Annotated in this window: 17 protein-coding genes; 4 read left to right on the top strand and 13 right to left on the bottom strand. The window is 68.2% G+C overall.

The genetic code is table 11. From position 1 onward, the window contains the following. Positions 1–8: 8 nt before the first annotated feature. From ACSQ14_RS09025 to ACSQ14_RS08995, 7 genes are all read right to left on the bottom strand, one after another. Positions 9–1001: an alpha-ketoacid dehydrogenase subunit beta gene (locus ACSQ14_RS09025; RefSeq protein WP_436011848.1), complete on the bottom strand. Its 993-nt coding sequence runs from the start codon at positions 999–1001 to the stop codon at positions 9–11. Then, positions 998–1996, bottom strand: a complete 999-nt coding sequence (locus ACSQ14_RS09020) for a thiamine pyrophosphate-dependent dehydrogenase E1 component subunit alpha (protein WP_436011846.1) — start codon at positions 1994–1996, stop codon at positions 998–1000. Before ACSQ14_RS09020 ends, ACSQ14_RS09025 begins: the two co-directional genes overlap by 4 nt. Positions 1997–2264: 268 nt before the next feature. Continuing rightward, positions 2265–3974 (bottom strand): FAD-dependent oxidoreductase, encoded by a 1710-nt coding sequence (locus tag ACSQ14_RS09015; protein WP_436011844.1) that lies wholly within the window; start codon positions 3972–3974, stop codon positions 2265–2267. Positions 3975–4118: 144 nt separating this feature from the next. Further along, positions 4119–5123 (bottom strand): helix-turn-helix domain-containing protein, encoded by a 1005-nt coding sequence (locus ACSQ14_RS09010; protein WP_436011842.1) that lies wholly within the window; start codon positions 5121–5123, stop codon positions 4119–4121. Between the two features lie 281 nt (positions 5124–5404). After that, positions 5405–6613: a CaiB/BaiF CoA transferase family protein gene (locus ACSQ14_RS09005; protein ID WP_436011840.1), complete on the bottom strand. Its 1209-nt coding sequence runs from the start codon at positions 6611–6613 to the stop codon at positions 5405–5407. Positions 6614–6615: 2 nt separating this feature from the next. Then, positions 6616–7797, bottom strand: a complete 1182-nt coding sequence (locus ACSQ14_RS09000; protein WP_436011838.1) for a CaiB/BaiF CoA transferase family protein — start codon at positions 7795–7797, stop codon at positions 6616–6618. Positions 7798–7858: 61 nt separating this feature from the next. Beyond that, positions 7859–9046, bottom strand: coding sequence for an LLM class flavin-dependent oxidoreductase (locus ACSQ14_RS08995; RefSeq protein WP_436011836.1), 1188 nt, complete (start codon positions 9044–9046; stop codon positions 7859–7861). 231 nt (positions 9047–9277) lie between these two features. Here ACSQ14_RS08995 and ACSQ14_RS08990 point away from each other — a divergent pair, with 231 nt between their 5' ends. Continuing rightward, entirely contained in the window at positions 9278–10462 is a 1185-nt protein-coding gene (locus tag ACSQ14_RS08990; RefSeq protein ID WP_436011834.1) for an acyl-CoA dehydrogenase family protein, read from the top strand. Further along, positions 10459–11517 carry an acyl-CoA dehydrogenase family protein gene (locus tag ACSQ14_RS08985; RefSeq protein ID WP_436011832.1) on the top strand — a complete coding sequence of 353 codons (1059 nt, stop codon included), beginning with the start codon at positions 10459–10461 and terminating at the stop codon, positions 11515–11517. The genes ACSQ14_RS08990 and ACSQ14_RS08985 overlap by 4 nt, the downstream gene beginning before the upstream one ends. A 137-nt stretch (positions 11518–11654) precedes the next feature. On the opposite strand, the gene ACSQ14_RS08980 is transcribed toward ACSQ14_RS08985, so the two are convergent. The 4 genes from ACSQ14_RS08980 to ACSQ14_RS08965 all read right to left on the bottom strand — a co-directional run bounded on the left by ACSQ14_RS08980 (position 11655) and on the right by ACSQ14_RS08965 (position 16679). Then, positions 11655–12485, bottom strand: coding sequence for an SDR family NAD(P)-dependent oxidoreductase (locus tag ACSQ14_RS08980; protein ID WP_436011830.1), 831 nt, complete (start codon positions 12483–12485; stop codon positions 11655–11657). An 84-nt stretch (positions 12486–12569) separates the two neighbouring features. Further along, complete coding sequence (locus tag ACSQ14_RS08975; RefSeq protein ID WP_436011828.1) at positions 12570–13877, bottom strand: cytochrome P450; 1308 nt, start codon at positions 13875–13877, stop codon at positions 12570–12572. A gap of 201 nt (positions 13878–14078) precedes the next feature. After that, positions 14079–15497 carry an aromatic ring-hydroxylating oxygenase subunit alpha gene (locus ACSQ14_RS08970; protein WP_436011826.1) on the bottom strand — a complete coding sequence of 473 codons (1419 nt, stop codon included), beginning with the start codon at positions 15495–15497 and terminating at the stop codon, positions 14079–14081. A 387-nt stretch (positions 15498–15884) separates the two neighbouring features. After that, complete coding sequence (locus ACSQ14_RS08965) at positions 15885–16679, bottom strand: SDR family NAD(P)-dependent oxidoreductase (RefSeq protein ID WP_436011824.1); 795 nt, start codon at positions 16677–16679, stop codon at positions 15885–15887. Positions 16680–16973: 294 nt separating this feature from the next. On the opposite strand from ACSQ14_RS08965, the gene ACSQ14_RS08960 reads away from it, so the two are divergent. Then, positions 16974–20453, top strand: a complete 3480-nt coding sequence (locus ACSQ14_RS08960; RefSeq protein WP_436011822.1) for an indolepyruvate ferredoxin oxidoreductase family protein — start codon at positions 16974–16976, stop codon at positions 20451–20453. A gap of 127 nt (positions 20454–20580) precedes the next feature. Here the strand turns inward: ACSQ14_RS08960 and ACSQ14_RS08955 are convergent, their stop codons facing one another. Further along, the gene (locus ACSQ14_RS08955) at positions 20581–21642 is read right to left on the bottom strand and encodes an AraC family transcriptional regulator ligand-binding domain-containing protein (protein ID WP_436011819.1); all 1062 of its coding nucleotides are present in this window, start codon (positions 21640–21642) and stop codon (positions 20581–20583) included. A 206-nt stretch (positions 21643–21848) separates the two neighbouring features. Here ACSQ14_RS08955 and ACSQ14_RS08950 point away from each other — a divergent pair, with 206 nt between their 5' ends. Continuing rightward, on the top strand, positions 21849–22550 hold the full coding sequence (locus ACSQ14_RS08950; RefSeq protein ID WP_436011817.1) for a class I SAM-dependent methyltransferase: 702 nt from the start codon (positions 21849–21851) through the stop codon (positions 22548–22550). Positions 22551–22566: 16 nt separating this feature from the next. Here the strand turns inward: ACSQ14_RS08950 and ACSQ14_RS08945 are convergent, their stop codons facing one another. Beyond that, a complete protein-coding gene (locus ACSQ14_RS08945) occupies positions 22567–23880 on the bottom strand; it encodes a hypothetical protein (protein ID WP_436011815.1) in 1314 nt (437 codons plus the stop codon). Positions 23881–23929: the final 49 nt, after the last annotated feature.

Here is a 23929-nt window from a genome sequence, read left to right as displayed (position 1 = left end):
CCAGAAGCTTACTTCTTCACGATGCCTTCGACCGCGGCGACGATGTCCGCCGGCTGCACGAGGAAGGCGTCCTCGAGCGGCTTGGAGAACGGCACCGGCGAGTACGGCGCGCCCAGGCGACGGACCGGCGCCTTCAGTTCGCCGAACAGCTCTTCCTGGATCGTCGAAGCGATTTCCGCGCCAACGCCGAACGAGCGCACCGCCTCGTGGACGATGACCGCGCGGCCGGTCTTGCGAACCGACTTCAGCACCGCTTCCTTGTCCCACGGCGAGACCGTGCGCAGGTCGATCAGTTCGACGCTGATGCCCTTCTCGGCGAGGGTGGCCAGCGCCTGACGCGCCGTCAGCACCATGCCCGAATAGGAGACGATGGTGACGTCGGTCCCTTCCTGGACGACATTCGCCTTGCCGAGCGGGATCGGGCCCTGGTCGTTCGGCACGTCGTCCGGCACGAACAGGGTGCGCATGTTCTGCACCAGCAGGCAGGGGTCCGGATCGTCGATGCACGACAGCATCAGGCCCTTGTAGTCGGCCGGATTCGACGGCGCGACGACCTTGATGCCGGCGGTGTGGGCGAACCACGCCTCGTAGTGGTCGGCGTGCTGGCCTGCGGTTTGCGCGCCGGCGCCGGTCAGGGTGTAGATGGTGATCGGCACCGTGCTCTGGCCGCCGGACATGAAGCGAAGCTTCGCCGCGTGGTTGACGATCATGTCCATCGCCACGGTGGTGAAGTTCATCAGCATGATCTCGGCGATCGGCTTGTAGCCGCCGAGCGCCGCGCCGATGGCCGCGCCGACGATCGCCTGTTCGGCGATCGGGGTCGACTTCACCCGGTCGTCGCCGAAGCGGGTCGACAGGCCCTTGGTGTTGCCGATGACGCCGCCGCCTTCACGGTCGGCCACGTCTTCACCCAGCAGGATGACCTTCGGGTCCTTCTCCATGGCCTCCGCGATCGCCGCGTTGATGGCCTGGATCCCGTTCATCTTGGTGGTGCCGCTCATTGGGCGATCTCCGTAGCAAAGACGTCGCGCCGCAGCTCTTCGACGGACGGGAACTCCTGGGCGAGCGCGTACTCGATCGCGTCCTCGACCTCGGCCTCGATATCCTTTTGCAGCTTCGCCAGCTGCTCTTCGGTGGCGACGCCGTCCTTGATCAGGCGGGCGCGGAAGGCCGGCAGCGGGTCCTTCTCCATGGCCGCGGCCTTCTCTTCCTTGGTCATGTAGGTGTCGGCGTCGCCGAACACGTGACCCATGAAGCGGAAGGTGATGCACTCGAGCAGGGTCGGGCCTTCGCCGTCGCGGGCGCGGTTGATGGCCTCGTTGGCCGCCGCGAACATCGCGTCCGGATCGTTGCCGTCGACCGTGTAGCCCGGCATGCCGTAGCCGATGGCGCGCTTGGAGATCTGGTCCACCGAGGTGCAGTTCTCGTAGCGGGTGTGCTCGGCGAAGCGGTTGTTCTGGCAGACGAACACGACCGGCAGCTTCCAGACCGAGGCCAGGTTCAGCGCTTCGTGGAAGGCGCCGATGTTGGTCGCGCCGTCGCCGAAGTAGGCGACGCAGACCTTGCGGCTCTTGTCGAGCTTGTAGGCCCAGGCCAGGCCGTTGGCGATCGGCATCGAGGAGCCGACAATGCCGGTGGTGACCATCACGCCGGTTTCCGGGTGGGTCAGGTGCATCGGGCCGCCCTTGCCCTTGCAGGTGCCGGTCACCCGGCCGGCGATTTCCGACCAGATCTCGCGGTAGGGCATGCCCTTGGCGACCATGTCGTGGATGCCGCGGTAGATGGTGCAGATGGTGTCGTCGTCGTTGAGATTGACCGACACCGCGGAGGGAATGACCTCCTGGCCGCGCGCCGAGTAGTACGGCATCTGCAGGCGGCCGCGCATGATGGTGCGGCGGGTGGCGTCGTCGTTCCGCTCGATGCGGAGCATCCGGCGGAAGATCTCCAGTTGGACTTCAGGACTGGGCCTGACTGTGTTCGCGCGTTCGGTCGTCATGTTTCCCCCGGACCTCCTGGGAATGAAATTTTTGCGCCCCGAATGGGTCGTCGTGATCTGGACGACGCCAGCCTGATCGGCCGACGCCGTGGCGGCCATCAGCCGCCTCGCCGTAACCAGCGATGCTGCGCCGATGGAGACGCCATCAGCCCGTTCGGACATCGGCGCGAGATTCCGATGCGGCGACCCATAGCGCGGGCGAACGTCGCCGAGAAGTGGCTAGGCGAGTTGAAGTCGCCGGCCGCGCGCGCCGAAATCGCCGGAGCGATCAGGCCGCGCGCGACGGCTCGGCGGCCGCTTCACCCTGCAGCGCATGCTTGGCGGCGATGAAGCCCCAGGTGAACGACGGCCCGACGCTCGCCCCTGCGCCGGGATAGGCGCGGCCCATCACCGAGGCGGTCGAAACGCCGGTCGCATAGAGCCCGGGAATCACCGAGCCGTCCTCGCGCACCACCCGGGCGTTCACGTCGGTGACGACCCCGCCGTAGGTGCTGACGTCGCCCGGCACGACCGGCATGGCGTAGAACGGCCCCTCGGCAATGGCGCCCAGGGTCGGCGACGGTCTGTGGACGGGGTCGCCCAGCCAGCGGTCGTAGGCGCGATCGCCGCGCTGGAAGTCCTCATCGCGGCCCTTGGCGACGAATCCATTGAAGCGCTCGATGGTCGCCTTGAGCATCGCGGGCTCCACCTCGATGAGCTTGGCGAGCGCCTCGAGGCCGTCGGCCTTGCGGATGAAGCCCTGCTCGATCCAGCGCCGCCCCGCGCGGTTGCCGACCATCGTCCCGGGAACGCCGTACCGGAGCAGGTACTGGCTGTCGAAGACGCCCCAGCTGGGCACCGCGGGAACCGTCTTGTTGCGCTCCAGCATGCCGCGGCAGAAGGCCATGTAGGACCCGCCCTCGTTCTGATAGCGCACGCCGGTCTGGTCGACGAGAATGGCGTGCGGCGAGGCGAGCGCGCTCTGCACCCCCGGCTTGACCGGGTCGTTTTCGGTCCCGGGCGCGATGCTCGACTGGTAGCCGACCATCTCCTCCATCTGACCGACGCCGGCGCCCAGGCGCATCATCTCCCGGATCATCTCGCCGGTGTCGCCCTCGGGCACGTTGCTCCAGGCGGCCTGAGTGCCCGGCTGATACTGGTCGCGCATCTGCTGGTTGCGGGCGAAGCCGCCGGCGTTGACCAGGACGCCCAGACGCGCGCCGACCTGCCAGGGCTGGCCGTCCTTGACGGTCCGCACGCCCTTCACCGCGCCGTCCTCGACGATCAGTTCCCCGACCGGGGAGTCGGTGCGGATCTCGACGCCGGCCTTCAGCGCCGCCTGCAGCATGCGCCCCTGCAAGGCCGCCCCGGCCGTCACGTAGTGCTTGCCCGTGAGCTTCGCCCGGAGGGTCCGCAGGCCGATCTTCAGCATCGTCGCCTTGGCCGCCGAGGAGACCTTGAGGTTCCGCAGCTTCATGCCCTCTTCGACGTAGGCGGCCGGGTCACCCGCTGACGCCATCATTCCGGGGCGCAGCTTCTTCATCCACGCGCCCAGCTCGTTGACGTCGAACAGCTCGGCCACGACGGTGCGCCCGGCCTCGCTGCCGCCCGGCCGGTCGTCATAATAATCCGGCCAGTAGCTCGCGCGGGTCAGCTTGATCCCCTGGTCGACCAGGAAGTCGACCATCTGCGGCGCTTCATTCAGGTAACGCCGACGACGTTCGCGCGAGGTGCCGGGGGCGTCGTTCGGATCGCCGACCACGCTATCGAGATAGCTCTCGGCCTTCTCAAAGCTGTCCTCGACCCCGTCGCGCTTCATGAAGCGGTTGTTGGGGATCCACATCACCCCGCCGGACCGTGCCGTGGTGCCGCCGACGAACTCGGTCTTCTCGAGGATCAGCACCGACTTGTCGTGCTGGCGCATGACCAGGCCCGAACACATCGAGCCGCCGCCGCTGCCCACCACCACGAAGTCGAAAACCTCGTCAAAACCGGCCATGCGCCCTCCCTTGCCGTCAGCGTGGAGGACAGGGTCACCCCGCTGCGGTCGCTTCGCGAATTGACCGCAGTATTCGGAGGCCGGCGAGCGGCTGCAAGCCGAACTTGCCGTCGGCGCGACGTGATCGCCGCGCCGATAGTGTCGTCAGTTAGCGTTGTCGGCGGCGAGCGCCTCGGGCCGGCGGCCCGCGTCGTGCGGGTTGGCGGCGCGGTACTCGCGCGGGTTCATGTTGAACACCCGCTTGAACATCCGGCTGAAGTGAGCCGGGCTCTTGAAGCCGACGCTGTAGGCGATCTCGCTGATCGACACGTCGCTCGAGGTCGACAGCCAACTCTTGGCCTTCTTCAGCCGCTGCTCCCACACCAGGGTCGAGAACGAGGTCCCATGGTGCTTCAGCAGGAAGGAGAGATAACGCGGCGAGATCCCGCAACCGCTGGCGACCATGGCGGTCGACAGGTTCGGGTTCGACAGGTGCACCTCGATATAGCGCAGCACCTCCTGCAGTCGCCGGTCCGACACGGTCTGGCGCAGCCGGCCACAGACGTTGCGGTCGCGGATCGCGTGGCTGATCACCGACAGCGCGCTGCTGACCAGGATCTCGGCGGTGTCCGGGGCGATCTCGCCGTCGTCCTCGAGCAGGTTGGTGAGGATGTTCTCGGCGATCGAGAACTCCCGGCGCTCGGTCGACACCGAGAAGCCCGTCGCCACCTCGTCGGAGATGTAGCCGCGCAGCACATGGGTGGGCACCGTCATGTGCAGCACTTCGTGCACCTGGTCCTCATCGGTCTGGCACTCGATGAAGAACGGGGTCATCGAGCGCGTGACCACGAAGTCGCCGGCCTCGGCGACCTTGCTGCCGCATTGATTGGAGACCGACAGGCGGCCGCGCTTGACGAACCACAGCACGGTGACGTCGGTCGCGTCCTCACGGATGTGCGCCCAGGACCGGCGGAAGGACAGCCGGCTGCGCGACCTCAGGCGGATGATCGAGTTGGGCCCGACGGCCTTGCGCTCGGCGCGGACGTCGATGACCGAACCGGCCTCGATCGAATAGTCGCCGAGGTAATACTCCTGATCCTTCTCACCGCGGAAGCTGCTCTGGCAGTCGCGATAATTGTGCTCGTCGAACGCGAAAAGAGTTTCGGCCATTCTTGCGTTTCCTACCTGCGCGAACCGCAGACGTCGGGCCGGTTATTCCGCGGGGACCGGCTCTTGTGCTTCACAAGCGCCCGGCGCGTGGAGGCCACGACAACTGCGGAGCCCTCCGGCAAGGCTGCCTGCGGCGAACGACTAACGGCTGCCGCGGGCGCCTGGCGAGCAGGGCAAATCCAGCCCTAAGTTCACACGCGCCGGGCGTCGACAGTTAAACGATAGGCGAATTTCCATAAACATTTCGCGCATATCGCCCGCGGCATCTGGGCCTCTTGGACTCAGTCGACGACCTTTTCGGCGATCAGCTGCTCGAGCTTCTCCGACGTGACGCCCAGCAGTTCGCCATAGACGTAGGCGTTGTGCTCGCCGAGCTTGGGCGCGCCATTGGTGATCGTCGCCTGGGCGCGCGACATGCGCCAGGGCGCGCCGACCGAAGGCCGCGTGCCGTTGGCGTGGTCGGACACCAGCTTGAAGAACTCCCGGCGCCAGAGCTCCTCGTCGGAGATCAGGTCCAGGGAGTTGATGCTCTTGAACGCGCCCACGCCCGCGTCGCGCAGCCGCTCGGCCAGCGCGCCGGCGTCCTGGCCGCGGGTCAATTCGGCCAGCCGCGCGTCAATCTTGGCGCGATGCGCGTGTCGGCCGCCGAGCGTCGCCAGGCGGCCGTCGCCGGCCAGATCGGCGGCGCCGAGCTCCGCGCAGAGCGCCCGCCAGGCCGCGTCGGAGGAGACCGCAAGGCTGAGCCACTCGCCGCCGGCGCAGGGGTAGCTGCCGTGCGGCGCCATGTCGGCGTGGCGGTTGCCGTCCGCCTCGGGACTGTGGCCAGTCAGGCTCTGCTCGAACAGGCTGTCGCCGACCAGGCTGGAGACGCATTCGACCGCCGAGACGTCGACGAACTGCCCCTCCCCGGTCTGTTCGCGGTGCAGCAGCGCGACGATCGCGGCGTAAGCGGCGGCCGCGCCCATGGTCGTGTCGCCGTAGCGGATGTTGCTGCCGGTCGGCGCCTCGCCCTCGTAACCCACGAGGTAGTTCAGCCCGCCCAGCGCCGCAAAGCACGGCGCATAGCCGGTCTGGTAGCCCAGCGGCCCGTCGTTGCCGTACATCTTCATCGACACCGAGATGATGTCCGGCTTGATCTTCTTGAGGTCCTCGTAGCCCAGCCCGGACCGCTCCATGGCCCCCGGCCGGATGTTGTTCAGGACGATGTCGCTCTTGGCGATCATGTCGCGGAGGTACTTCATGCCCTCCTCCGACTTCATGTTCACCTGAACGCTGAGCACCTCCTGGTTCAGGCTCAAGAAGTAGGGCGCGTTGTCGATGTCGACGCCGCCGTAGGCGCGCATCTCGTCGAGATTGCTGTTGCTCTCGACCTTGATCACCTCGGCCCCGAGATAGGCCAGCAGCTTGCCGGCGTAGGGGCCGGCCCAGACCTTGGTGATCTCCAGCACGCGGACCCCGGCCAGCGGACCGCCTCTTGCGGGCATCGTCATGATCAAATTCCTACGGGGTCGCTGCCGCCCAGAACCTCGGCGGCGTGCTGGCTCAGCAGCGGGGCCGGCGAGACGAGCTGCGCCGGCGAGGCGGAGAGCTTGTACGGCGTCGTCGGATAGAGGGCGTGGCCCAGCACCGGGTGGTCGAGCGGCTGGAAGAACTGCCGGTACTGGAACTGCGGCGAGCGGTGCAGGTCCGAGGCGTCATTGACCGGCACCAGCGGAATGCCGAGCCGCTGGGCGTCCTCGGAGACCTGGTCCTTCTCGCGGTCGGCCACCCAGGCGGCGAAGCCGGCGCGGAACTTGGCCACCAGGTCGGCTGTGCAGGCGAACTCCAGCCAGTTGTCGGCGAAGTCGTTCATCCACGCCGGATCGTCCATGAGCTTCTTCAGCCCCGCCCAATGCCCGCTGTGCAGGACCATCAGATAGACAAAGCCGTTGGCGCAGCGGTAGGCGGCGCCCGGGCCGCCCATGTCGTAGGCGGTGCGCGCGGCCGAGGCCTCCGCCTCCCCCGCCAGCATCCGGCCCAGCACCGCATCCGCCCGCGAGATCAGCACCTCGCGCTCGGAGATGTCGATGGTCTGGCCGAGCCCGCTCGTGCGGCGCCAGAACAGGGTCGAGACGACGCACAGCGCCGCGTCGATCGCCGCCTCGTAGTCGGCGGTGAAGCGCCCGGCGCCCTTCAGCGGCGGGCGCTCAGGGTTCGCCTCGCTCGGCGTGTGATAGCCCCAGCCGCTGGCGTGGAAGACGTTGAGCGACTCGACGTTGGTCCAGCCGGCCGGCGCATCGGTCCCGAACGGGGTGATGATGCAGAACACCACGCTCGGATGCCGCGCGTCGCGCGCCTCGGCCCCCAGCCGGCGGTCGCGCAGCCATGGCTCGCCGTGGTCGTCGATCACCACGTCGGCGGTGGCGATCAGTTTCTCCATCAGGTCGAGGTCGTCGGCCGAGGCCAGGTCGAGCGAGACCGACTTCTTGTTGGTGTTGAGGTAGGCGAACAGGCCGCTCGTCTCGCCGGCCGCGCCGCCGTCGATCAGCGGCGCCATGGCGCGCGTCGGGCTGCCGGTCCCCCGGCGCTCAACCTTGATCACCTCCGCGCCGAAGTCGGCCAGGAGCTTGCCGCAGTATTCGCCGGCCACCCGTTCGGCCAGCTCGACGACCCTGAATCCGCGCAGTGCGCTCATATCCACCCTCTGAACTGCCCGCGGCGCACGAAAAACCCCCGCCCGCCGGAGCCGGCTGTTGCTAGGCCAGGCCCGACGTCTTGGCCGGCGGATGGCCCGCCGCGTGCTCGCGCCAGCGAGCGAACGCCAGGTCGGCGCCCTTCTGACGCTCGTCCTGCACCGCCTCGAAATCCTCGCGCAGCCGGTCGAACGACTGGGCGCGGTTGCGGTTGGCGCCGGCGATGTGCGGCATCACGAACCGGGCGTAGAGCTCGTACGACTTCTTGGTCGGCTCCCATTCGGCCCAGTTGTGCGACTGCAGCAGCATGACGCCGAAGTCGCCCTGCTTGGCCTGCAGCTTCTCGATCGTCGCCACGGCGTCCTCCGGCGTGCCGATCACCGCGCGGCCGGAGTTGATCAGCAGGTCGACCGGATCCCCATTGCCGACCAGCCCGCCCATGCCCTTCGGCGCGACGCGATCGAAGTACTCGCACCAGCGTCCGAGCCCGCGGGCGACGTCGGCGCGCGCCTGTTCGCGGGTCTCGGCGATGTGCATCGGCGCGACCAGCCGCAGCTGCCGGGGATCCATCACCCGGCCATGTTCGACGGCGAGTTCATTGGCGACCCGCCAGTTCTCGCCCAGCACGTCGAAGCCTTGGGTCTCGGTCGCCGCCACGCAGAGCATGCCGAGGCCCAGTCGGCCGGCCAGCATGCCGCCCGACGGCGTGATCGCGCTGGCGACCGCCACCTCGGGGTGCGGCTGAGTGTAGGGCAACAGGTGCACCCGGGCGCGGTTCAGGTTGTACCAGCTGCTCTGGGCGGTGACCTCCTCGCCGCGCAGCAGCTGCAGGATGACCTCCAGCGCCTCGACCATCATGTCCCGCTGGGACTTGATGTCGACGCCCAGCATGGTCGCGTCGGTGGTCAAGAGGCCCGGGCCGACGCCGAACATCACCCGCCCCATGGTCATGTGGTCGAGCTGGATGATGCGGTTCGCGACCATCAGCGGGTTGTGGTAGGGCAGCGAGATCACGCCCGTGCCCAGGCGGATGTTGCGGGTGTTCTCCGCCGCCGCCGCGATCATCAGCTCCGGCGAGCAGATCGTCTCCCAGCCGGTCGAGTGGTGCTCGCCGAACCAGGCCTCCTTGAAGCCGAGCTTCTCGACGTGTTCGACGAGTTCGAGATCGCGCCGCAGGGCGATCGTCGGGCTCTCGTCGACGTCGTGATAGGGAGCCACGAAGACGCCGTGTTGCAGGGGGATGTGCTGCATCGCTGTTCCTTGTTGCCACCTCATCCCATCTCGGCGCGGCGCCCGCTCGACAGGACGTGCAACGGCGTCGGCAGTTGCTGAATCCGCCGAGGCGCGCGCCCGGGCGGCGCAGACGCATGATCGCTTGGCGGGGCAGCCTCTCTGCGGGTATTGCGCCCTGCTGGCGGACTTGATTCCGCCGCGCCGTTCCCCGACGGTCCGGCGCGACGATAATTTAGGATGACCGCAAGCGTGCAATCCGAAGCGAACCTCGAAGCGCTGCGCAAAGAGTTCCGAGCCTGGCTCGAGGCCAGCGCGCCGCAAGGCTGGCGGGAGGCCTGCACGCGTCAGGACGCTTTCGTCGACACCCAGCGCGACTGGTTCCGCAAGCTGGCGGCCGCTGGTTATGCGACGCCCCACTGGCCGGCCGGCTGGCCCGGCGGCGGCCGCTCGCTGGCCGAGCAGAAGGTCATCTACGAGGAGATCGCGCGCGCCGACGCGCCGCGGCTGATCCTCTATTTCGTCTCGACCTACCACGCCGCGGCGACGCTGCTGGAATGGGGCACGCCCGAGCAGCAGGCCAAGTACCTGCCGCGCATCCTCGAAGGCGAGGTCTGGTGCCAAGGCTTCTCCGAGCCGAACGCCGGGTCCGACCTGGCGGCGGTGAGCACCCGCGCCGAGCTGCGGGGCGACAAGTACGTCATCAACGGCCAGAAGATCTGGTCGACCATGGCCCAGTACGCCGACCGCTGCCTGCTGCTGACGCGGACCGACAACAGCGGCGCCAAGCAGGCCGGCCAGACCTTCCTGCTGCTCGACATGAAGTCGAAGGGCGTCGACGTCCGGCCGATCAACCAGATCACCGGCGACGAGGAATTCGCCGAGGTGTTCCTGGACGACGCCGAGGTGCCGGTCGAGGACCGCCTGGGCGCCGAGGGCGAAGGCTGGGCGGTGGCGCAATCCACCCTCTCCTCCGAACGCGGCCTGACGCTGCTCGAGCTCAGCGAACGCCTGCGCGGCGGCCTGTGGCGGCTCGCCACCGCGATCCAGAAGCAGGCCCGATCCAAGGACCAGGGGCTGCTGCGCGACTTCGGCCGGCTGTCGACCAAGGTCGAAGCCTGCTGCGCGCTCGCCGACCAGTTCCTGCAGAAGCGGATCTCCGGCCAGGAGCAGGTCGGCGACGCCTCGTTCATCAAGCTGCACTACGCCCGCACGCTGCGCGAGTTCGTCAGCCTGGGCGTGCGCGTCGGCGGCCTCGAGGGCCAGTACTGGGACGCGCTGACCTACGGCGGCGGTCAGGAGACCGGCAACTGGATGGTCGACTTCATGAATTCGTACAACTGGTCGATCGCCGGCGGCAGCGACGAGATCCAGCGCAACATCATCTCCGAGCGTGTGCTCGGGATGCCGCGCGAACCGAAGGGATGGCAGCTGTGAGCCTGGACCGCGCTGAGCTGCAGGATTCCGCCCGCCGGATGTTCGGCGAGGCCGGGCTCGCTCCCGACCGCAAGCAGATCTGGTCGCTGATCTCCGAGATGGGCTGGCTGGGCCTGGCCGCGCCCGAAGAGCTCGGCGGCCTGGGCCAGGGCCGCGACGCCCTGGGCGTGCTCTATCTCGAGCTCGGCCGGGTGCTGGCCCCCGGCCCGGTGATCCCCGCCCTGCTCGCGGTCGACGCGGTGTCCCGCGGCGACCTGCTGGCCAACCGCGCGGCCTGGATCGAGCGGCTGGTCGGCGGCGAGGTGGTCACCGCCTCGCTGAAGGGCGGCGCCTTGGAGATCACGGTCGCAGACGCCGGCGGCTATACGGTGGGCGGCATGCTCTCCGCCGTGCCCGACGCCGACGAGGCGAGCCACATCGTCGCCTGGAGCGACGACGGCGACCTCTGCGCCCTGGTGCCGCTGCAGCAGCCGGGCGTCGTCGTCACGCCCCGCGCCGTCTGGGACCAGAGCCGGCGACTGTTCGACGTCAGCTTCCGGGGCGCCAAGCTGAGCGCCGATACGGTGCTGACCCGCGGCGACGCGGCGGCGGACCTGGTGCGCGACCTGCAGGCCCACCTGCTGCTGGCGCTGGCGGCCGACTGCGTCGGTGGCGCGAGTGCGGCGCTGGAGATGACCGTCGAGTACCTGCAGACGCGCAAGCAGTTCGGCCGGCCGCTGGCGATGTTCCAGGCGCTGAAGCACCGCTGCGCCGACCTCAAGACGATGATCTCCGCCGCCGAAGCCCTGTTCTGGGCGGTCGCCGAGGAGCGCACCACGGGCGCGCAGCACCCGGTGCTCGAAGCCGCCGGCCTGAAGAGCTACGCCGCCTCGGTGTTCCACGCCGTGGCCGAAGAGGTGATCCAACTCCACGGCGGCATCGGCCTGACCGCCGAGCACCCCTGCCACTTGTTCCTCAAGCGTGCGCTGCTGAACGAGGCGCTGACCGGCGGCGGCGACGCCTGGGACGCGGCGGTCGGCGCCGACGCCCTGGACCGGCTCGGCCGGGCGGCTTAGCGCCGAATAGGTCCTCCCCCTCTGGGGGAGGTGTCGGCAGAGCCGACGGAGGGGAGTTCAGCCACTGAGTTCTGAGCGGAACCCCCCTCAGTCCCTCTGGGACAGCTCCCCCTGAGGGGGAGCATCTTGGCGGCGCTTTATCGCCCGCGCTTGATCTCTTCGATCACCCGGGTGCGGGCGGCCATGATGTCGGCGGCGTGGTTGATCGGGTCGCCGGCGGTGATCCCGCCGTCGACCGGCATGACGATGCCGGTGACCTGCATGGCGCGATCGCTGGCCAGGAACAGCACCGCCTGGGCGGCGTCCTCCGGGCGTCCCTGCCGCTTGAGCGGCTGATAGGACATGAACACCTTGTCGGTCTCGACGCGAATGCGCGCGACGTCGTCCGCCGTCATGCCGGGCTCGGCGAAGTCGGTCATCGGCGTCTTGATGCTTCCGGGCGCCAGCACGTTGACCCGGATGTCGTGGCCCGCCAGGTCGATCGCCACCGCCTTGCTGAAGCCGATCACCGCCGACTTCGAGGAGCGGTACTGCATCAGCGTGTAGCCCGGCAGCAGGCCGGCGATCGAGGCGGTGTTGATCACCACCCCGCCGCCGTGCTTGGCCATGTGGCGAGCGGCGAACTGGGTGCCGTAGACCACGCCCATCAGGTTCACGCCGAGCACCCGCTCGTAATCCTCGAGGTCGTCGTCGAGGAAGTGCGGGTACATCTTCCCGCCCATGCCGGCGTTGTTGAACATCACGTGCAGGCCGCCGAACCGCGAGATGGCGAGGTCGACCAGCGCCTGCACCTCGGCCCGCTTGGAGACGTCGGTCCGCTGGAACACCGCGTTCTCGCCGAGGCTTCCGGCCAGCTCCTCGCCGCGCACGACGTCGAGGTCGGCGATCACCACCTTGGCGCCTTCCGCCACGAACAGCTCGACGGTCGCCCGGCCGATGCCGCTGGCGCCGCCCGTGACGACCGCCACCCTACCCGCGAGATCCTGGCCCACGTTGTTCCCCAACTCTGATCACTGATTGACCGCCCCAGACGGGACGCCGGACGCGCCCGCTCAGGCGTGGCGCGTCAAGGTAAGCGGTAATTCCTTGATCGTCCGCGTCGCCACGGTCGGCAGGTATTTCAGCTGCTCGGCCGGGACCGCGAGCTTGATGTCGCCCAGCCGCCGCACGACCTCGCGCGCGGCGACCTTGATCTCCATTCGCGCGAGCGCCGCGCCGATGCAGCGGTGGACGCCGACGCCGAAGGCGACATGCTTGCCGAGGTTGGAGCGGTTGAGGTCGAACTTCCGCGGGCACTCGAACACGGCCTCGTCGTCGTTCCCCGAGGCGTAGAGCACCAGGATGTGCGCGTCCTTCGGCAGCTTCGTGCCGCCGAGCTCGACTTCGCGGGTGGTCATCTTGGCGAGGCCGCGGACCGGCGGCTCGATGCGCAGCAGCTCCTCGACGAAGCGATTCAGCAGCCGGTCGTCGTCGACCGAGTCCTGCAGCGCCTTGGCCACTTCCGGCTGGGTCGCCAGCACGAACAGCAGGTTGCCGATGGCGGTCGCGGTAGTGTCGTTGCCGGCGATGATCAGCGCGCGGATCAGCGACACCGCCTCGCCGAACTCCAGCTTGGTGCCGTCCTCGAGCGTGGCGTGGACGATGTCGGAGATCATGTCCTCGCGCGGCGCGTTCTCGCGCGCCTTCATCTCGGCGATGATGAAGTTCTGCAGTTCGCAGATCTGGGCCGCGTTCTCGAGCATGTGCTCGCGGTCCTGCATCTTCGAGATCTGCGCGGTCACCGCCATCGACCAGGCGGAGATCTTCTCGGCGTTGAACTGGGCGATGCCCATCTGCTCGCAGATGACCCGGATGGTCAGCGGAATGGCGAACTCGTGGACGCCGTCGATCACCTGGCCGTTCGCGGCCTTTTCGGCCAGCTCTTCGACGAGGTCGACGATGATGGCGGTGATCCCCGGTTCGACCGAGGCCACGCGGTGGGCGGTGAAGGCCTTCTCCAGCAGCCGGCGAACCCGGGTGTGCTCCGGCGGATCGTCCTTGATCGCGTCGGAGAAGAAGCCGCCGCCTTCCCGCTCGAGGATCTGCTTGAACTCCTCGAAATGGCCGCTGGCGTACATCTTCTCGTAGCCGTGCTTGTCCGAGAAGGTGATCGGGTCGCGCAGCAATTCGACGATGTCGTCGTAGCGCGACACCAGCCACATCCCGAGCTTCTCGTCGTAGTGCACCGGATCTTCCCGGCGGATCGCGTCGAAGTAGGCGCCGGAATGGGCCTGGATGGCCGGATCGGTCAGCGACGCGACGGCCAGGTCGACCTTTTGGCCGGTGACCGGGCAGACGCCTTCAGCGGTTCCAGAGCTCATCCGAAATTCTCCTCAAGCGCCCAGAACGCGAAGGCGGGCGCGGGTCACAGCTATTGCGCCTCGACCATCCCGGAAGCGGGGCGCCGAGGCGATGACGGAGATCGAAGGCCGCATTGCCCGCCGGGGCAATCGCCTCGCCTCCACAAAATCGTGGGGCGCGCCGCCGAAGCAGCGCGCCCCTGAGATCTCAGTGCCGACGCCTCAGCGGCTGCCGAGCTGCGCCGGCGGCGCCATCGCCATGTACTTGTCGACCGCCTGCTCGAAGTGACGGACGCGGATTTCCTGATAGTTCGCCAGCGTCAGGCCGGCCTTGGCGCTGGCCTCGAGCCCTTCCTGCTGCGCGAACAGGTTGTCCGTATCCTGGTCGAGGATCTTGCCGAAGCCGGGATCCATGCCCTCGGCTTCCGCGAAGGACTGGTGATCCTCGAGGATCTGCAGTTCGGCCATCTCCGGGGTCTCCCCGTCCTTCGGCTTCGGCCGCATGAACATCACCTCATAGATGGTCCGGCGATGGTCGCGGGCGTCGGGCCTGAAGCGATAGATCATCGGCAGCGAGATGCCGGGGAACAGGAACAGGTTCGGGAAGAACGTATAGGAATAGGTATCCAGCAGTTCAGTGTCCGACACATTGCTCAGGTCGGAGTTCGTCGCCTTCTCGAACATGTCCCGGAACATGTCCGCCATCACCTGACGGGCGCGTTCGCCTTCCTTCAATTGCGGCTTCTGGCCGCCAAGCGAAGAGCTGTCGCCGAGCGTGAAATTGTCGACGATGTCCTGCTCGGTGTACTTGCCGTAGAGCTTCGGACTGACGACGCCGAGCGTCGAAATGAAGCGGTCGACGTGGTCGCCATAGACGTCGTACTGCGAGTTGATGTCACCGTTGGCGGGCGCGACCTGCGGGTGCGTGTCGCCCACGTGGTAGGCCTCCATGAAGGCCTCCATGGTGAGCTTCCAGTTCGCCGGATAGCTCTTCTGGACGTGGAGATAGATGTAGCGGTTCTCGAGGTTCCACGCCTTGAAGTGCGCGAGCGCCTCCTCGCCCAGATAGTCCTCCAGCGACGGCGCTTCCGGATCCATGTTGATCCAGACGAAGCCGCCGAGCCGCGCCACCCGGGCGTGGGGCAGCGTCAGTTTCGCGGTGTCGACGTGGGGGAAGTCCCACTGGCAGGGAACGCCCTTGTTCGTGCCGTCGAGGTTCCACGACCAGCCGTGGAACGGGCACTTGATCTCGGTCGCGAAGCCCTCGGTTCCCGAGCTCCGCAGCTTCGTTCCGCGGTGCAGACAAGCGTTGAAATGCGCCTTGATCTCGTCCTCGGCGCTGCGAACGACGATGAAGCTGTAGGCTCCGAGATCGTAGACATAGTAGTCGCCGACCTCGGGGATGTGGTCTTCGCGGCAGGCCATCTGCCAGGTGCGGGTCCACAGCTTCTGGAACTCGCCCTTCGCGAACTCCGGATCGATGTAGCGATCCTTGGAGATGTCCTCACTGCCGAGGTATTCGTAGCTCTCGCTCCGCGCCCATTCAGGGGCCGGCACCTTGTCGCGCGCGATGATTTCCTGCGTGCTTTCCGCGGGGCAGCGGGCCTCGCCAGGGACGATCTTGCCGGTCTGAACGTTCATAGTCTGGTTCCGATACCCTGAGAGTTGGTCGCGCTGCGGGTCAGGCCGCCCGCGACCTCTTCGCCTCGAGCGACGGCGAAACCATCCGCGCGTCGCCGTGTGTGTTGATCGTCCTGGCCGCAGGCCCGACCGGATCCCGTTCCCCTCGACGGACAGTCTGGACTGTCTTCACAGTGGCCATCCTTCACCCAGCCGGGGCCATGCAGGCCTAGGCGCAGATTAAACCGAGGGTACCGGGGCGGCCGCAGCAGCTAAATGACTGGCTCTGAAGCCGTCTTTAGCCCTGTCGGCCACCCGGCCCGGGCGATTTGACACCCGCGACGAAACTGCGGCAAGCGCAGCCAGGCAAAGCCTGGCTGCGCGTAGCGTCGGCCGCCTTGCGCCAGATCAAAACGCCGTCTTGCCGGGGGTCCGCGCCGCGGTCAGGGCCTCGGGGATCAGGTACTTGGTGGTGCTCCAGCCGCCGTCCAGGGCGATGGTCTGGCCGTGGATGTATCCGCCCTCCTTCGAGCACAGGAAGACGACCACGTTGGCCACGTCCTCGGAGGTGCCCTCGCGGTTGAACGGGGTCATCTCCTGGTTCATCCGCCGGAAGCCCGGATGCTCCCAGTAGGCGTCGGTCATGCCGGTGCGGATCACGCCCGGGGCCACGACGTTGCTGCGGATGCCCTTCAGCCCGTACTGCGCGGCCATGGTCTTCATCAGGCCGATCAGGCCGGCCTTGGCCGCCGAATAGGCCCCGCCGTCGTAGCCGCCGACGATGCCGTAGGTCGAGCCGACATGGACGATCGAGGAGCCCTCGCGCATGTGCGGCAGCGCCTCGCGGCAGAGCCGGAAGGGCGCGCGCAGCGAGGTGTTCAGCACCTCGTCGAGCATCTCGTCTGAGGTCTCGTGCACCAGTCCCCAGACCCCGGCGCCGGCGTTGTTCACCAGGTGGTCGAGCTGGCCGTAGCTCTCCAGCGCATGGTCGACGATCCGCTTCGGCGCCTCGTTGGCCGTCACGTCGACGGCGATGGTGGTGATCTGCATCGACGGCTCGAGGACCGCCTTCAGCTTGGCGAGCTTGTCCGCCGAGCGCCCGGTCGCCACGACCCGGACTCCCGCCTCGCCGAACCGCCGACAGATGGCCTCGCCAATTCCGCCGGCCGCACCGGTGACGATCGCTACAGGAGCCCCGCTCACGACATTGTTCTCCATACTCTTTCAGGCCTCCCGCCTGCAGCCGGAACCTATTCGGGCGCGTCGGTTCGCCGGAATGACCCGGCGAGTAAGCTGCATTATCCCACCGGGCGCCGCGACTGACGCAGTCGAAAGAAACCGCCGACTTCGGAACGCCTGAAGGCTGTCTTCTGGCCCGGTCATCTGCCCTGGCGCAGGCGAGCAATAAGCCGATCGCGAAAGCCGCTATTGTGCCGGCCTGCCAAAAAGCCCGGCGCGAGCCGGCCTTTGCGCGCGTCTGCGGATTGGGGTGGGTCGGTGACCAAGACGGTAGTTACGCTCGACGACAAGTACACTCAGGAGTCGGGCCAGGTCTTTCTGTCCTCCCTGCAGGCGCTGGTGCGCCTGCCGATCGAACAGGCGCGGCGCGACCGCGCGGCCGGCAAGACGACCGCCGGATACGTCACCGGCTACCGCGGGTCGCCGATCACCACCCTCGACGCCCAGCTGTGGGCCGCCGGCAAGCTGCTGGACGCGCATGCGGTGCGCTTCGAGCCGGGCCTGAACGAAGAGCTCGCCGCCACCAGCCTGCGCGGCACCCAGCAGCTCACCTGGTTCGGCAAGTCGCCGTACCAGGGGGTCTTTGCGCTCTGGTACGCCAAGGGCGTCGGCGTCGACCGCGCCTGCGAGGCGCTGAAGCTGGCCAACTTCGAAGGCGCCGCGGCCGACGGCGGCGTGCTGGTGGTGGCCGGCGACGACCACGCCGCCAAGTCCTCCGCCTCGGCCCACCAGTCCGAACACACCCTGATCGCCGGCTTCATTCCGGTGCTCTATCCGGCGACCACCGACGAGATCCTGGAGTTCGGCCTCTACGGCTGGGAGATGTCGCGCTACAGCGGCCTCTACGTGGGCCTGAAGACCATCACCGACACCCTCGACCTGACCTCGACGGTGCAGCTCCCCGCCCCCGACCTGCAGTTCGTCCGGCCGGCGCCGCGCGCCGGCGCCAAGCTCAACCTGGTCGAGGGCATGACCGCCCTGCAGCAGGAAGCGGCGGTGGTGGACCACCGGCTGCCCGCCGCCCAGGCCTTCGCCCGCGCCAACCGCCTCGACCGCGTCCCGCTCGACGCCGCGCGCCGCGAGCTGACCATCGTCACCGCCGGCAAGGCCTATCTCGACGTGCGCCAGGCGCTGCAGGACCTCGGCTTCGACGAGGCCCGCCGCCGCGCCGCTGGGATCCGGGTGGTCAAGATCGGCATGGTCTGGCCGCTGGAGCCGGAGTTCGCCCGCGAGGCCTGCGCCGGCAGCCGTGAAGTGCTGGTCGTCGAGGAAAAGCGCCCGGTGCTGGAGGAGCAACTGGCGCGGGTGTTCTACGCCCTGCCCGCCGGCCAGCAGCCGACGATCAGCGGCAAGCAGGATCCCGAAGGCCGCGAATTGCTTTCCGCCGCCGGCGTCCTCGACCCCGGCAAGGTGCGGCGCGCCGTGGTCCGCCGGCTGGAGGCGCTGGGCCTGCTCGACGACGAGACCCGCCGCCATTCCGACGCCTTCCTGAAGGCGGAGGGCGAGCTGACCGAGCTGAAGCTGATCGCCGCGCGGCCGGCCTTCTTCTGCTCGGGCTGCCCGCACAACACCTCGACCGTGGTGCCGGACGGCAGCATGGCGATGGGGGCGACCGGCTGCCACGGCCTGGCCGCCTACATGCCCGACCGGCGGACGATGATCACTGTCGGCATGGGCTCGGAAGGCATGCCCTGGGTCGGCGCCAACAGCTTCGTCGACACCCCGCACATGTTCCAGAACATGGGCGACGGCACCTTCACCCACTCCGGCCTGCTGTCGATCCGCGCCGCGGTGGCCTCGAACACCAACGTCACCTTCAAGATCCTCTACAACGACGCCGTGGCGATGACCGGCGGCCAGCCGGCCGAGGGCGGCCTGACCGCCGACATGATGGTCCGCGAGCTAGTGGTCGAAGGCGCCAAGCCGGTCGTGCTGCTCAGCGAGGAGCCGGAGCGCTTCAAGAACGTCGAGCTGCCGGCCAGCGTACGGGTTCTGCACCGTGACCGCCTCGACGAGATCCAGCGCGAGCTGCGCGCGACCCCCGGCGTTACGGCGATCGTCTATGACCAGACCTGCGCCAACGAAAAGCGCCGGCGGCGCAAGCGCGGCAAGTCGCCGGAGCCGGACATGCGGCTCTACATCAACCCGGCGGTCTGCGAAGGTTGCGGCGACTGCTCCAAGCAGTCGAACTGCATGAGCATCACGCCGCTGGAGACCGAGTTCGGCCGCAAGCGGCTGATCGACCAGTCGAGCTGCAACAAGGACTATAGCTGCGTCAAAGGCTACTGCCCGTCGTTCGTGTCGGTGCGTGGCGCCCAGGTGGCCAAGCGCTCGATCGACCTCGAGGTGCTGAACCACATGATGGCCCAGCTGCCGACGCCGCAGCCCGCGCCGCTCGGCGCCGACGGCTATTCGCTGCTGGTCACCGGCATCGGCGGCACCGGCGTGCTGACGGTGGGCGCGGTGCTCGGCATGGCCGCCCACCTGGAAGGCAAGGCGGCCAAGGTGCTCGACATGACCGGCATGGCCCAGAAGGGCGGCGCGGTCACCAGCCACATCAAGATCGGCACGAGCGTCGACCAGATCCCCAGCGCCCGGCTGGGCGTCGGCCAGGCGGACCTGCTGGTGGCCTGCGACCTGATCGTCGCCTCCAGCCCGGAAGTGCTGAGCGTCGCGCGGCCCGACACCCAGATCGTCGCCAACGACGAGATCGTGCCAACCGGCGACTTCCAGGCGAACAACGCGATCGATCTGTCGAAGTCGCGGTTCCTCAACGCGATCCGCAAGAAGATCGACGACCGCAACATCTCCACCATCGCGGCCAACACCTTCTCGACCAAGCTGGTCGGGGACTCGATCTTCACCAACATCATGATGGTCGGCTTCGCCGCGCAGAAGGGCCTTCTGCCGCTGTCCGTCGCCTCGATCGAGGAGGCGGTGAAGCTCAACGGCGTGGCGGTGAAGACCAATCTGCAGGCCTTCTCGCTGGGCCGGCTGGCCGCCGAGCGTCCGGACGAGCTGCTCGCGCTCACCGATCCGCCCCAGGTGCGCAGCTTCCCGACCACCTTCGAGGACATGCTGGCCAACCGCAGCCGCCACCTGGCCGGCTACCAGGACGAGGCCTACGCCCAGACCTACCTGGGCTTCATGCGCGAGCTCGAGGGCAAGGTGCGTGGCCGCGGCGTCCGCGAGCCCGAGCCCTTCCTGATGGAGGCCGCCAACCAGCTGGCGCGGCTGATGGCCTACAAGGACGAGTACGAGGTCGCCCGGCTCTACAGCGCGCCGGAGTTCCGCAAGGGCCTGCAGGAGCAGTTCGCCGGCGACTTCAAACTGTCGCTGAACCTCGGCTCGCCGCTGCTCGCCTTCGGCCGCAAGGACGCCAAGACCGGCCGCCCGAAGAAGGTCGAGCTGGGCGCGTGGATCCTGCCGCTGTTCGGCGTCCTCCAGCGTCTGAAGCGCCTGCGCGGCACGCCGTTCGACCTGTTCGGCTACGCCGCCGAACGGCGGATGGAGCGCCGGCTGATCGGCGAATACCGCGAGCTGATCAGCGGGGTCGCCGACCAGCTCACCGACGCCAACCTGCCGGTCGCCACCAAGCTGGCCGGCGCCGCCAGCTCGATCGCCGGCTACGGGCCGGTGAAGGACGCCGGCGTGGAAACCTGGCGGACGGCGGTGGCGGGGTTGCGGGTGGAGCTCGAGGCCTCGGCGGAGCCGGTGCAAGCGAAGGTCACGGCGTAAACGCCCCCTCCGTCTCGCGCCTGCGGCGCGATCCACCTCCCCCGCTTTGCGGTGGAGGAGCGGGTCGCTGCTCCCCCGCCTGCGGGGGAGCTGTCAGCTGACTGAGGGGGCGTTCGGACGCCAAGTCCTAAGCCGCCGTCGCCGTCTGCACGCTGCGGAAGCGTTGCGGGGTCGAGCCGGTCCAGCGCTTGAAGGCCCGGCCGAAGCTGGTCTGCTCGGAATAGCCCAGCAGGATGGCGACCTCGTCGAGGCACATCTGGTCCTGCTTGAGGTACTCCTTGGCCAGCTCGATGCGCTGGTGCTCGAGGATGTCGGAGAACCGCACGCCGCTGCCGCTCAGCCGCACCTGCAGGGTCCGCACCGAAACGCCGAGCTTCTCCGCGCAGCGCTCGACCGAGCAATTGCCCGACGGCAGCGCGCCGCGTACATAGTCTTCGACCCGCTCGACGATGCTGGTGCGCGCGGCGGACTTCACCCGCGAGAGGTAGCCGTCGACCAGGCGGTACAGCAGCCGATTCTGCGTCGCCACCGGCTGATCGAGGACGTGGCGCGGGAAGGCGATCGCGTTGACCTGGCCGCGGCTGCGGACCTGGCAGCCCATCTGGCTCTCGATGTCGGCGAGATCCTGAGAGCGGATGTTCATCGCCAGGCTGACGTAGCTCGGGGCGAACCGCGGCCCGCCCAGCATGCGCAGCAGCTTCATGAACAGGACCAGCGTCTGGTAGTGCGCCTGCTCGTTGAGCCCCAGGTCGCTGCGCACGCCCCAGCGCAGCTCGGCGACGTCCTTGTTTTCGACCAACTCCAGCAGGCTCTCGGGCGAATGCACGATCGGCATGTACTCACCGAGCTTCTCGATCGCCTCGGTGACCGTCGGGGCCGAGCGGCACAGCGCCGTCACGCAGCCGAAGATGTCCGGCTCTTGCGCCAGCGCCAGGCGCAGCCCGAACAGCGGGTCGTTGAACTCCGTGCCGCAGTACTCCAGGGCGTCGACCAGCGACTGGCAGGCGATGAAGCTTTCAGGGTCCTTGGCGGTGCGCGGGTCGATGCCGTGGCGCTCGAGGATCCGCCAGGGATCGCCGCCCATTCGCCGGGCGAGCTCCGGGAACCCGCTGAGGTTCGCCGCGCGCGTCTGCCGGTCGCCCGGCAGGGCGTCCAGCGGCCCCTCAAGGCTGAAGAAATGCTCGCTCATCGACGTCGAGGCCTCACGGGCTGCCGCTGCAGCGCCAGATCGGGCGCGCAAAAGCAGCCGCCACGTGACCGAATGTCGGGACAACCCCATGAAATGTCAATTCAACGGGCGCCCTCCGCGACGATCTCCACCACTTATTTGACATCGAAGTCAAATTTGCTGCGCCAGATCAGAAACAACGGGGCGCACCCTGCGGTTATTCGCGCATGGCCCCCCACGCATCCGCGCTGAATGCGCAACTCAATGTCGCCGCGCCGGAATCCTTGCCCGACCGGGTCTCGGGCTACATGCGGCGGAAGATGTTTGCGCGGTTTTTGCGGGAGATGCAGCCGAGCGAGGCCGACAGCCTGCTCGACGTCGGGGCGACCAGCGACGAGACGTTGGAGCATTCCAACTACGCCGTCGCCTGGTACCCGCACAAAGCCCGCATCACGACCGTCGGCCTCGATGATGCGTCCTTCCTGGAACGGAAATACCCGGGGGTCGCATTCCGCGTCGCCGACGGCCGCGCCCTGCCGTTCGCCAACGGCAGCTTCGACTTGGTCCACTCGAGCGCCGTGCTCGAACATGTCGGCGGACGCCCTGATCAGGTCCGCTTCATCTCCGAGCTTTGGCGCGTGGCCCGCCGCGGCGTGTTCCTGACGACGCCGAACCGCTGGTACCCAATCGAGTTTCACTCGGTCCTGCCGCTCGTGCACTGGCTGCCGCGCGCGGCGTTCTGGCAGGTGCTGCGGGCGACCGGGCGTGGCGAACTCGCGGACGAAGCGGTGCTCAACTTGCTGGGACCTGGCGACCTCCGCCGCGTCGCCGCCGAGGCCGGGGCCACAAGCGCGGTCGTTCAGAGCGTCGCGCTGTTGGGCTGGCCCTCCAACCTGCTGCTGGTCGGCCGCAAAGCCCGATCCCCCTGACGCGGACACGCGGCGCCTAGGCCAGGAGTTCGCCGGCCTGGGTGCCTTCCAGGAACCGGTCGAGCACCCGCCCGAAATCCTGCGTCCGCCAGAGATTGAGGAAGCTGGTGAACATATGCAGCTGCGTCCGGGCGGTCTCGTTCGTCCGGAAGCGCTCGTCGAAGCGGCTGTCGACCTCGGCGAGATCCGGGATCTGCGCCAGGATCATCGGCGGCGCGTCCATCAGCCAGGCCAGCCCCATGGTGGCGACGAACAGGAACAGGTGCTGCTTCAGCTCCTCGACGCCGATCGCCGGCCCGCCGGCGCCGCGGAACTCGGCGACGAACAGCGCCAGCAGCTCGTCGAGGTGCTGGTTCCAGATGTCGAGCTCGGCCGCGCTCAGGCCGCCCCACAGGGCGAGCGCGATGTTCATCTGGTTCACCCGGCCCCAGTCCATCAGACCGCACTCGAGCTCGCCCGCCTCGGTGCGCCAGAACCAGGCGTTGTCGACGTTGGCGTTCCAGTGGCACAGCGCGATGAAGCGCGGGTCGCTGTAGAGGTGCTGCTTGATCGCCTGCTCGTGTTCGAGGAAGCGCGGCGCGTCGGCCATGAGCTGCTCGATGAAGGCCGGCTCGCGGATCTGCTCGGGCAGGATCTGCGGGTGCTTGGCGGCGAAGTCGGCGTAGCGCGCCACCCGGTTCTGCAACTGCTGGGCGCTATAGCGGATCCGGTCGTTGGCGATCGCCTTCTCCGCGTCGAACGGGAAGGTCTCGGAGATATGGCCGGCGAGACGGCCAGCCTTGTGCGCCCCAGCCAGCCGGGCGACCGCGGTGACCAGCACCCGGTAATGCTCCAGCGGCGCGGCGATCTCGTAGTCGAGGCATTTTTCGTGCGCCGGCTCGACCCGCCCGACGCCGAACGGGATGCGCTGGGTGATCAGGATGCCGGTGCCGGACTGGTGGTGATAGTCAGCGAACAGGCACGCCGGCACGGCGATCGGAAAGCCGGGCAGCCGCGAGATCAGCGCGAACTGGACCTCGGACTCCATCTGGTTCTTCGCCCGGTCGCGAATTTCGTCGTCGAAGTCGCGCGAGAACTTCACGAAGAGGTCGGTGTGGAGGCCGGGCTCGGCCCGCTCGTAGGCCACCGACAGCAGCAGTTTGCGGCCGGTGCTGCCGCCCGGGCAGTCCTCGAGCTGGGTGATGCGGGCAATCCGGTTGTCGCCGCCCAGGGCGCCTGCGGCGCGGAACGCCTCGGTCAGGAAGTCTTCGCCGGCGGCCCGCAGCGCCTCGCCGTGCGCCGGAATGTCGAGGCCCAGCGCGTCACCGCGCACCCAGTCGATGACCGTCATGACCCGCCTGCCCGTTTGAAATCAGGCGGGGACGCCGGTCGAGCCGGCG

It is taken from the genome of Phenylobacterium sp. LjRoot219, from assembly GCF_964252995.1.
GTDB lineage: Bacteria > Pseudomonadota > Alphaproteobacteria > Caulobacterales > Caulobacteraceae > Phenylobacterium.
This window is presented reverse-complemented; position numbering and strand designations above follow the sequence as displayed.

Bases quoted from the DNA above. Each gene is read 5' to 3' on its own strand.
- ACSQ14_RS09025 (WP_436011848.1), bottom strand. From the start codon at position 1,001: ATGAGCGGCACCACCAAGATGAACGGGATCCAGGCCATCAACGCGGCG.
- ACSQ14_RS09020 (WP_436011846.1), bottom strand. From the start codon at position 1,996: ATGACGACCGAACGCGCGAACACAGTCAGGCCCAGTCCTGAAGTCCAA.
- ACSQ14_RS09015 (WP_436011844.1), bottom strand. From the start codon at position 3,974: ATGGCCGGTTTTGACGAGGTTTTCGACTTCGTGGTGGTGGGCAGCGGC.
- ACSQ14_RS09010 (WP_436011842.1), bottom strand. From the start codon at position 5,123: ATGGCCGAAACTCTTTTCGCGTTCGACGAGCACAATTATCGCGACTGC.
- ACSQ14_RS09005 (WP_436011840.1), bottom strand. From the start codon at position 6,613: ATGACGATGCCCGCAAGAGGCGGTCCGCTGGCCGGGGTCCGCGTGCTG.
- ACSQ14_RS09000 (WP_436011838.1), bottom strand. From the start codon at position 7,797: ATGAGCGCACTGCGCGGATTCAGGGTCGTCGAGCTGGCCGAACGGGTG.
- ACSQ14_RS08995 (WP_436011836.1), bottom strand. From the start codon at position 9,046: ATGCAGCACATCCCCCTGCAACACGGCGTCTTCGTGGCTCCCTATCAC.
- ACSQ14_RS08975 (WP_436011828.1), bottom strand. From the start codon at position 13,877: ATGAGCTCTGGAACCGCTGAAGGCGTCTGCCCGGTCACCGGCCAAAAG.
- ACSQ14_RS08970 (WP_436011826.1), bottom strand. From the start codon at position 15,497: ATGAACGTTCAGACCGGCAAGATCGTCCCTGGCGAGGCCCGCTGCCCC.
- ACSQ14_RS08955 (WP_436011819.1), bottom strand. From the start codon at position 21,642: ATGAGCGAGCATTTCTTCAGCCTTGAGGGGCCGCTGGACGCCCTGCCG.
- ACSQ14_RS08950 (WP_436011817.1), top strand. From the start codon at position 21,849: ATGGCCCCCCACGCATCCGCGCTGAATGCGCAACTCAATGTCGCCGCG.
- ACSQ14_RS08945 (WP_436011815.1), bottom strand. From the start codon at position 23,880: ATGACGGTCATCGACTGGGTGCGCGGTGACGCGCTGGGCCTCGACATT.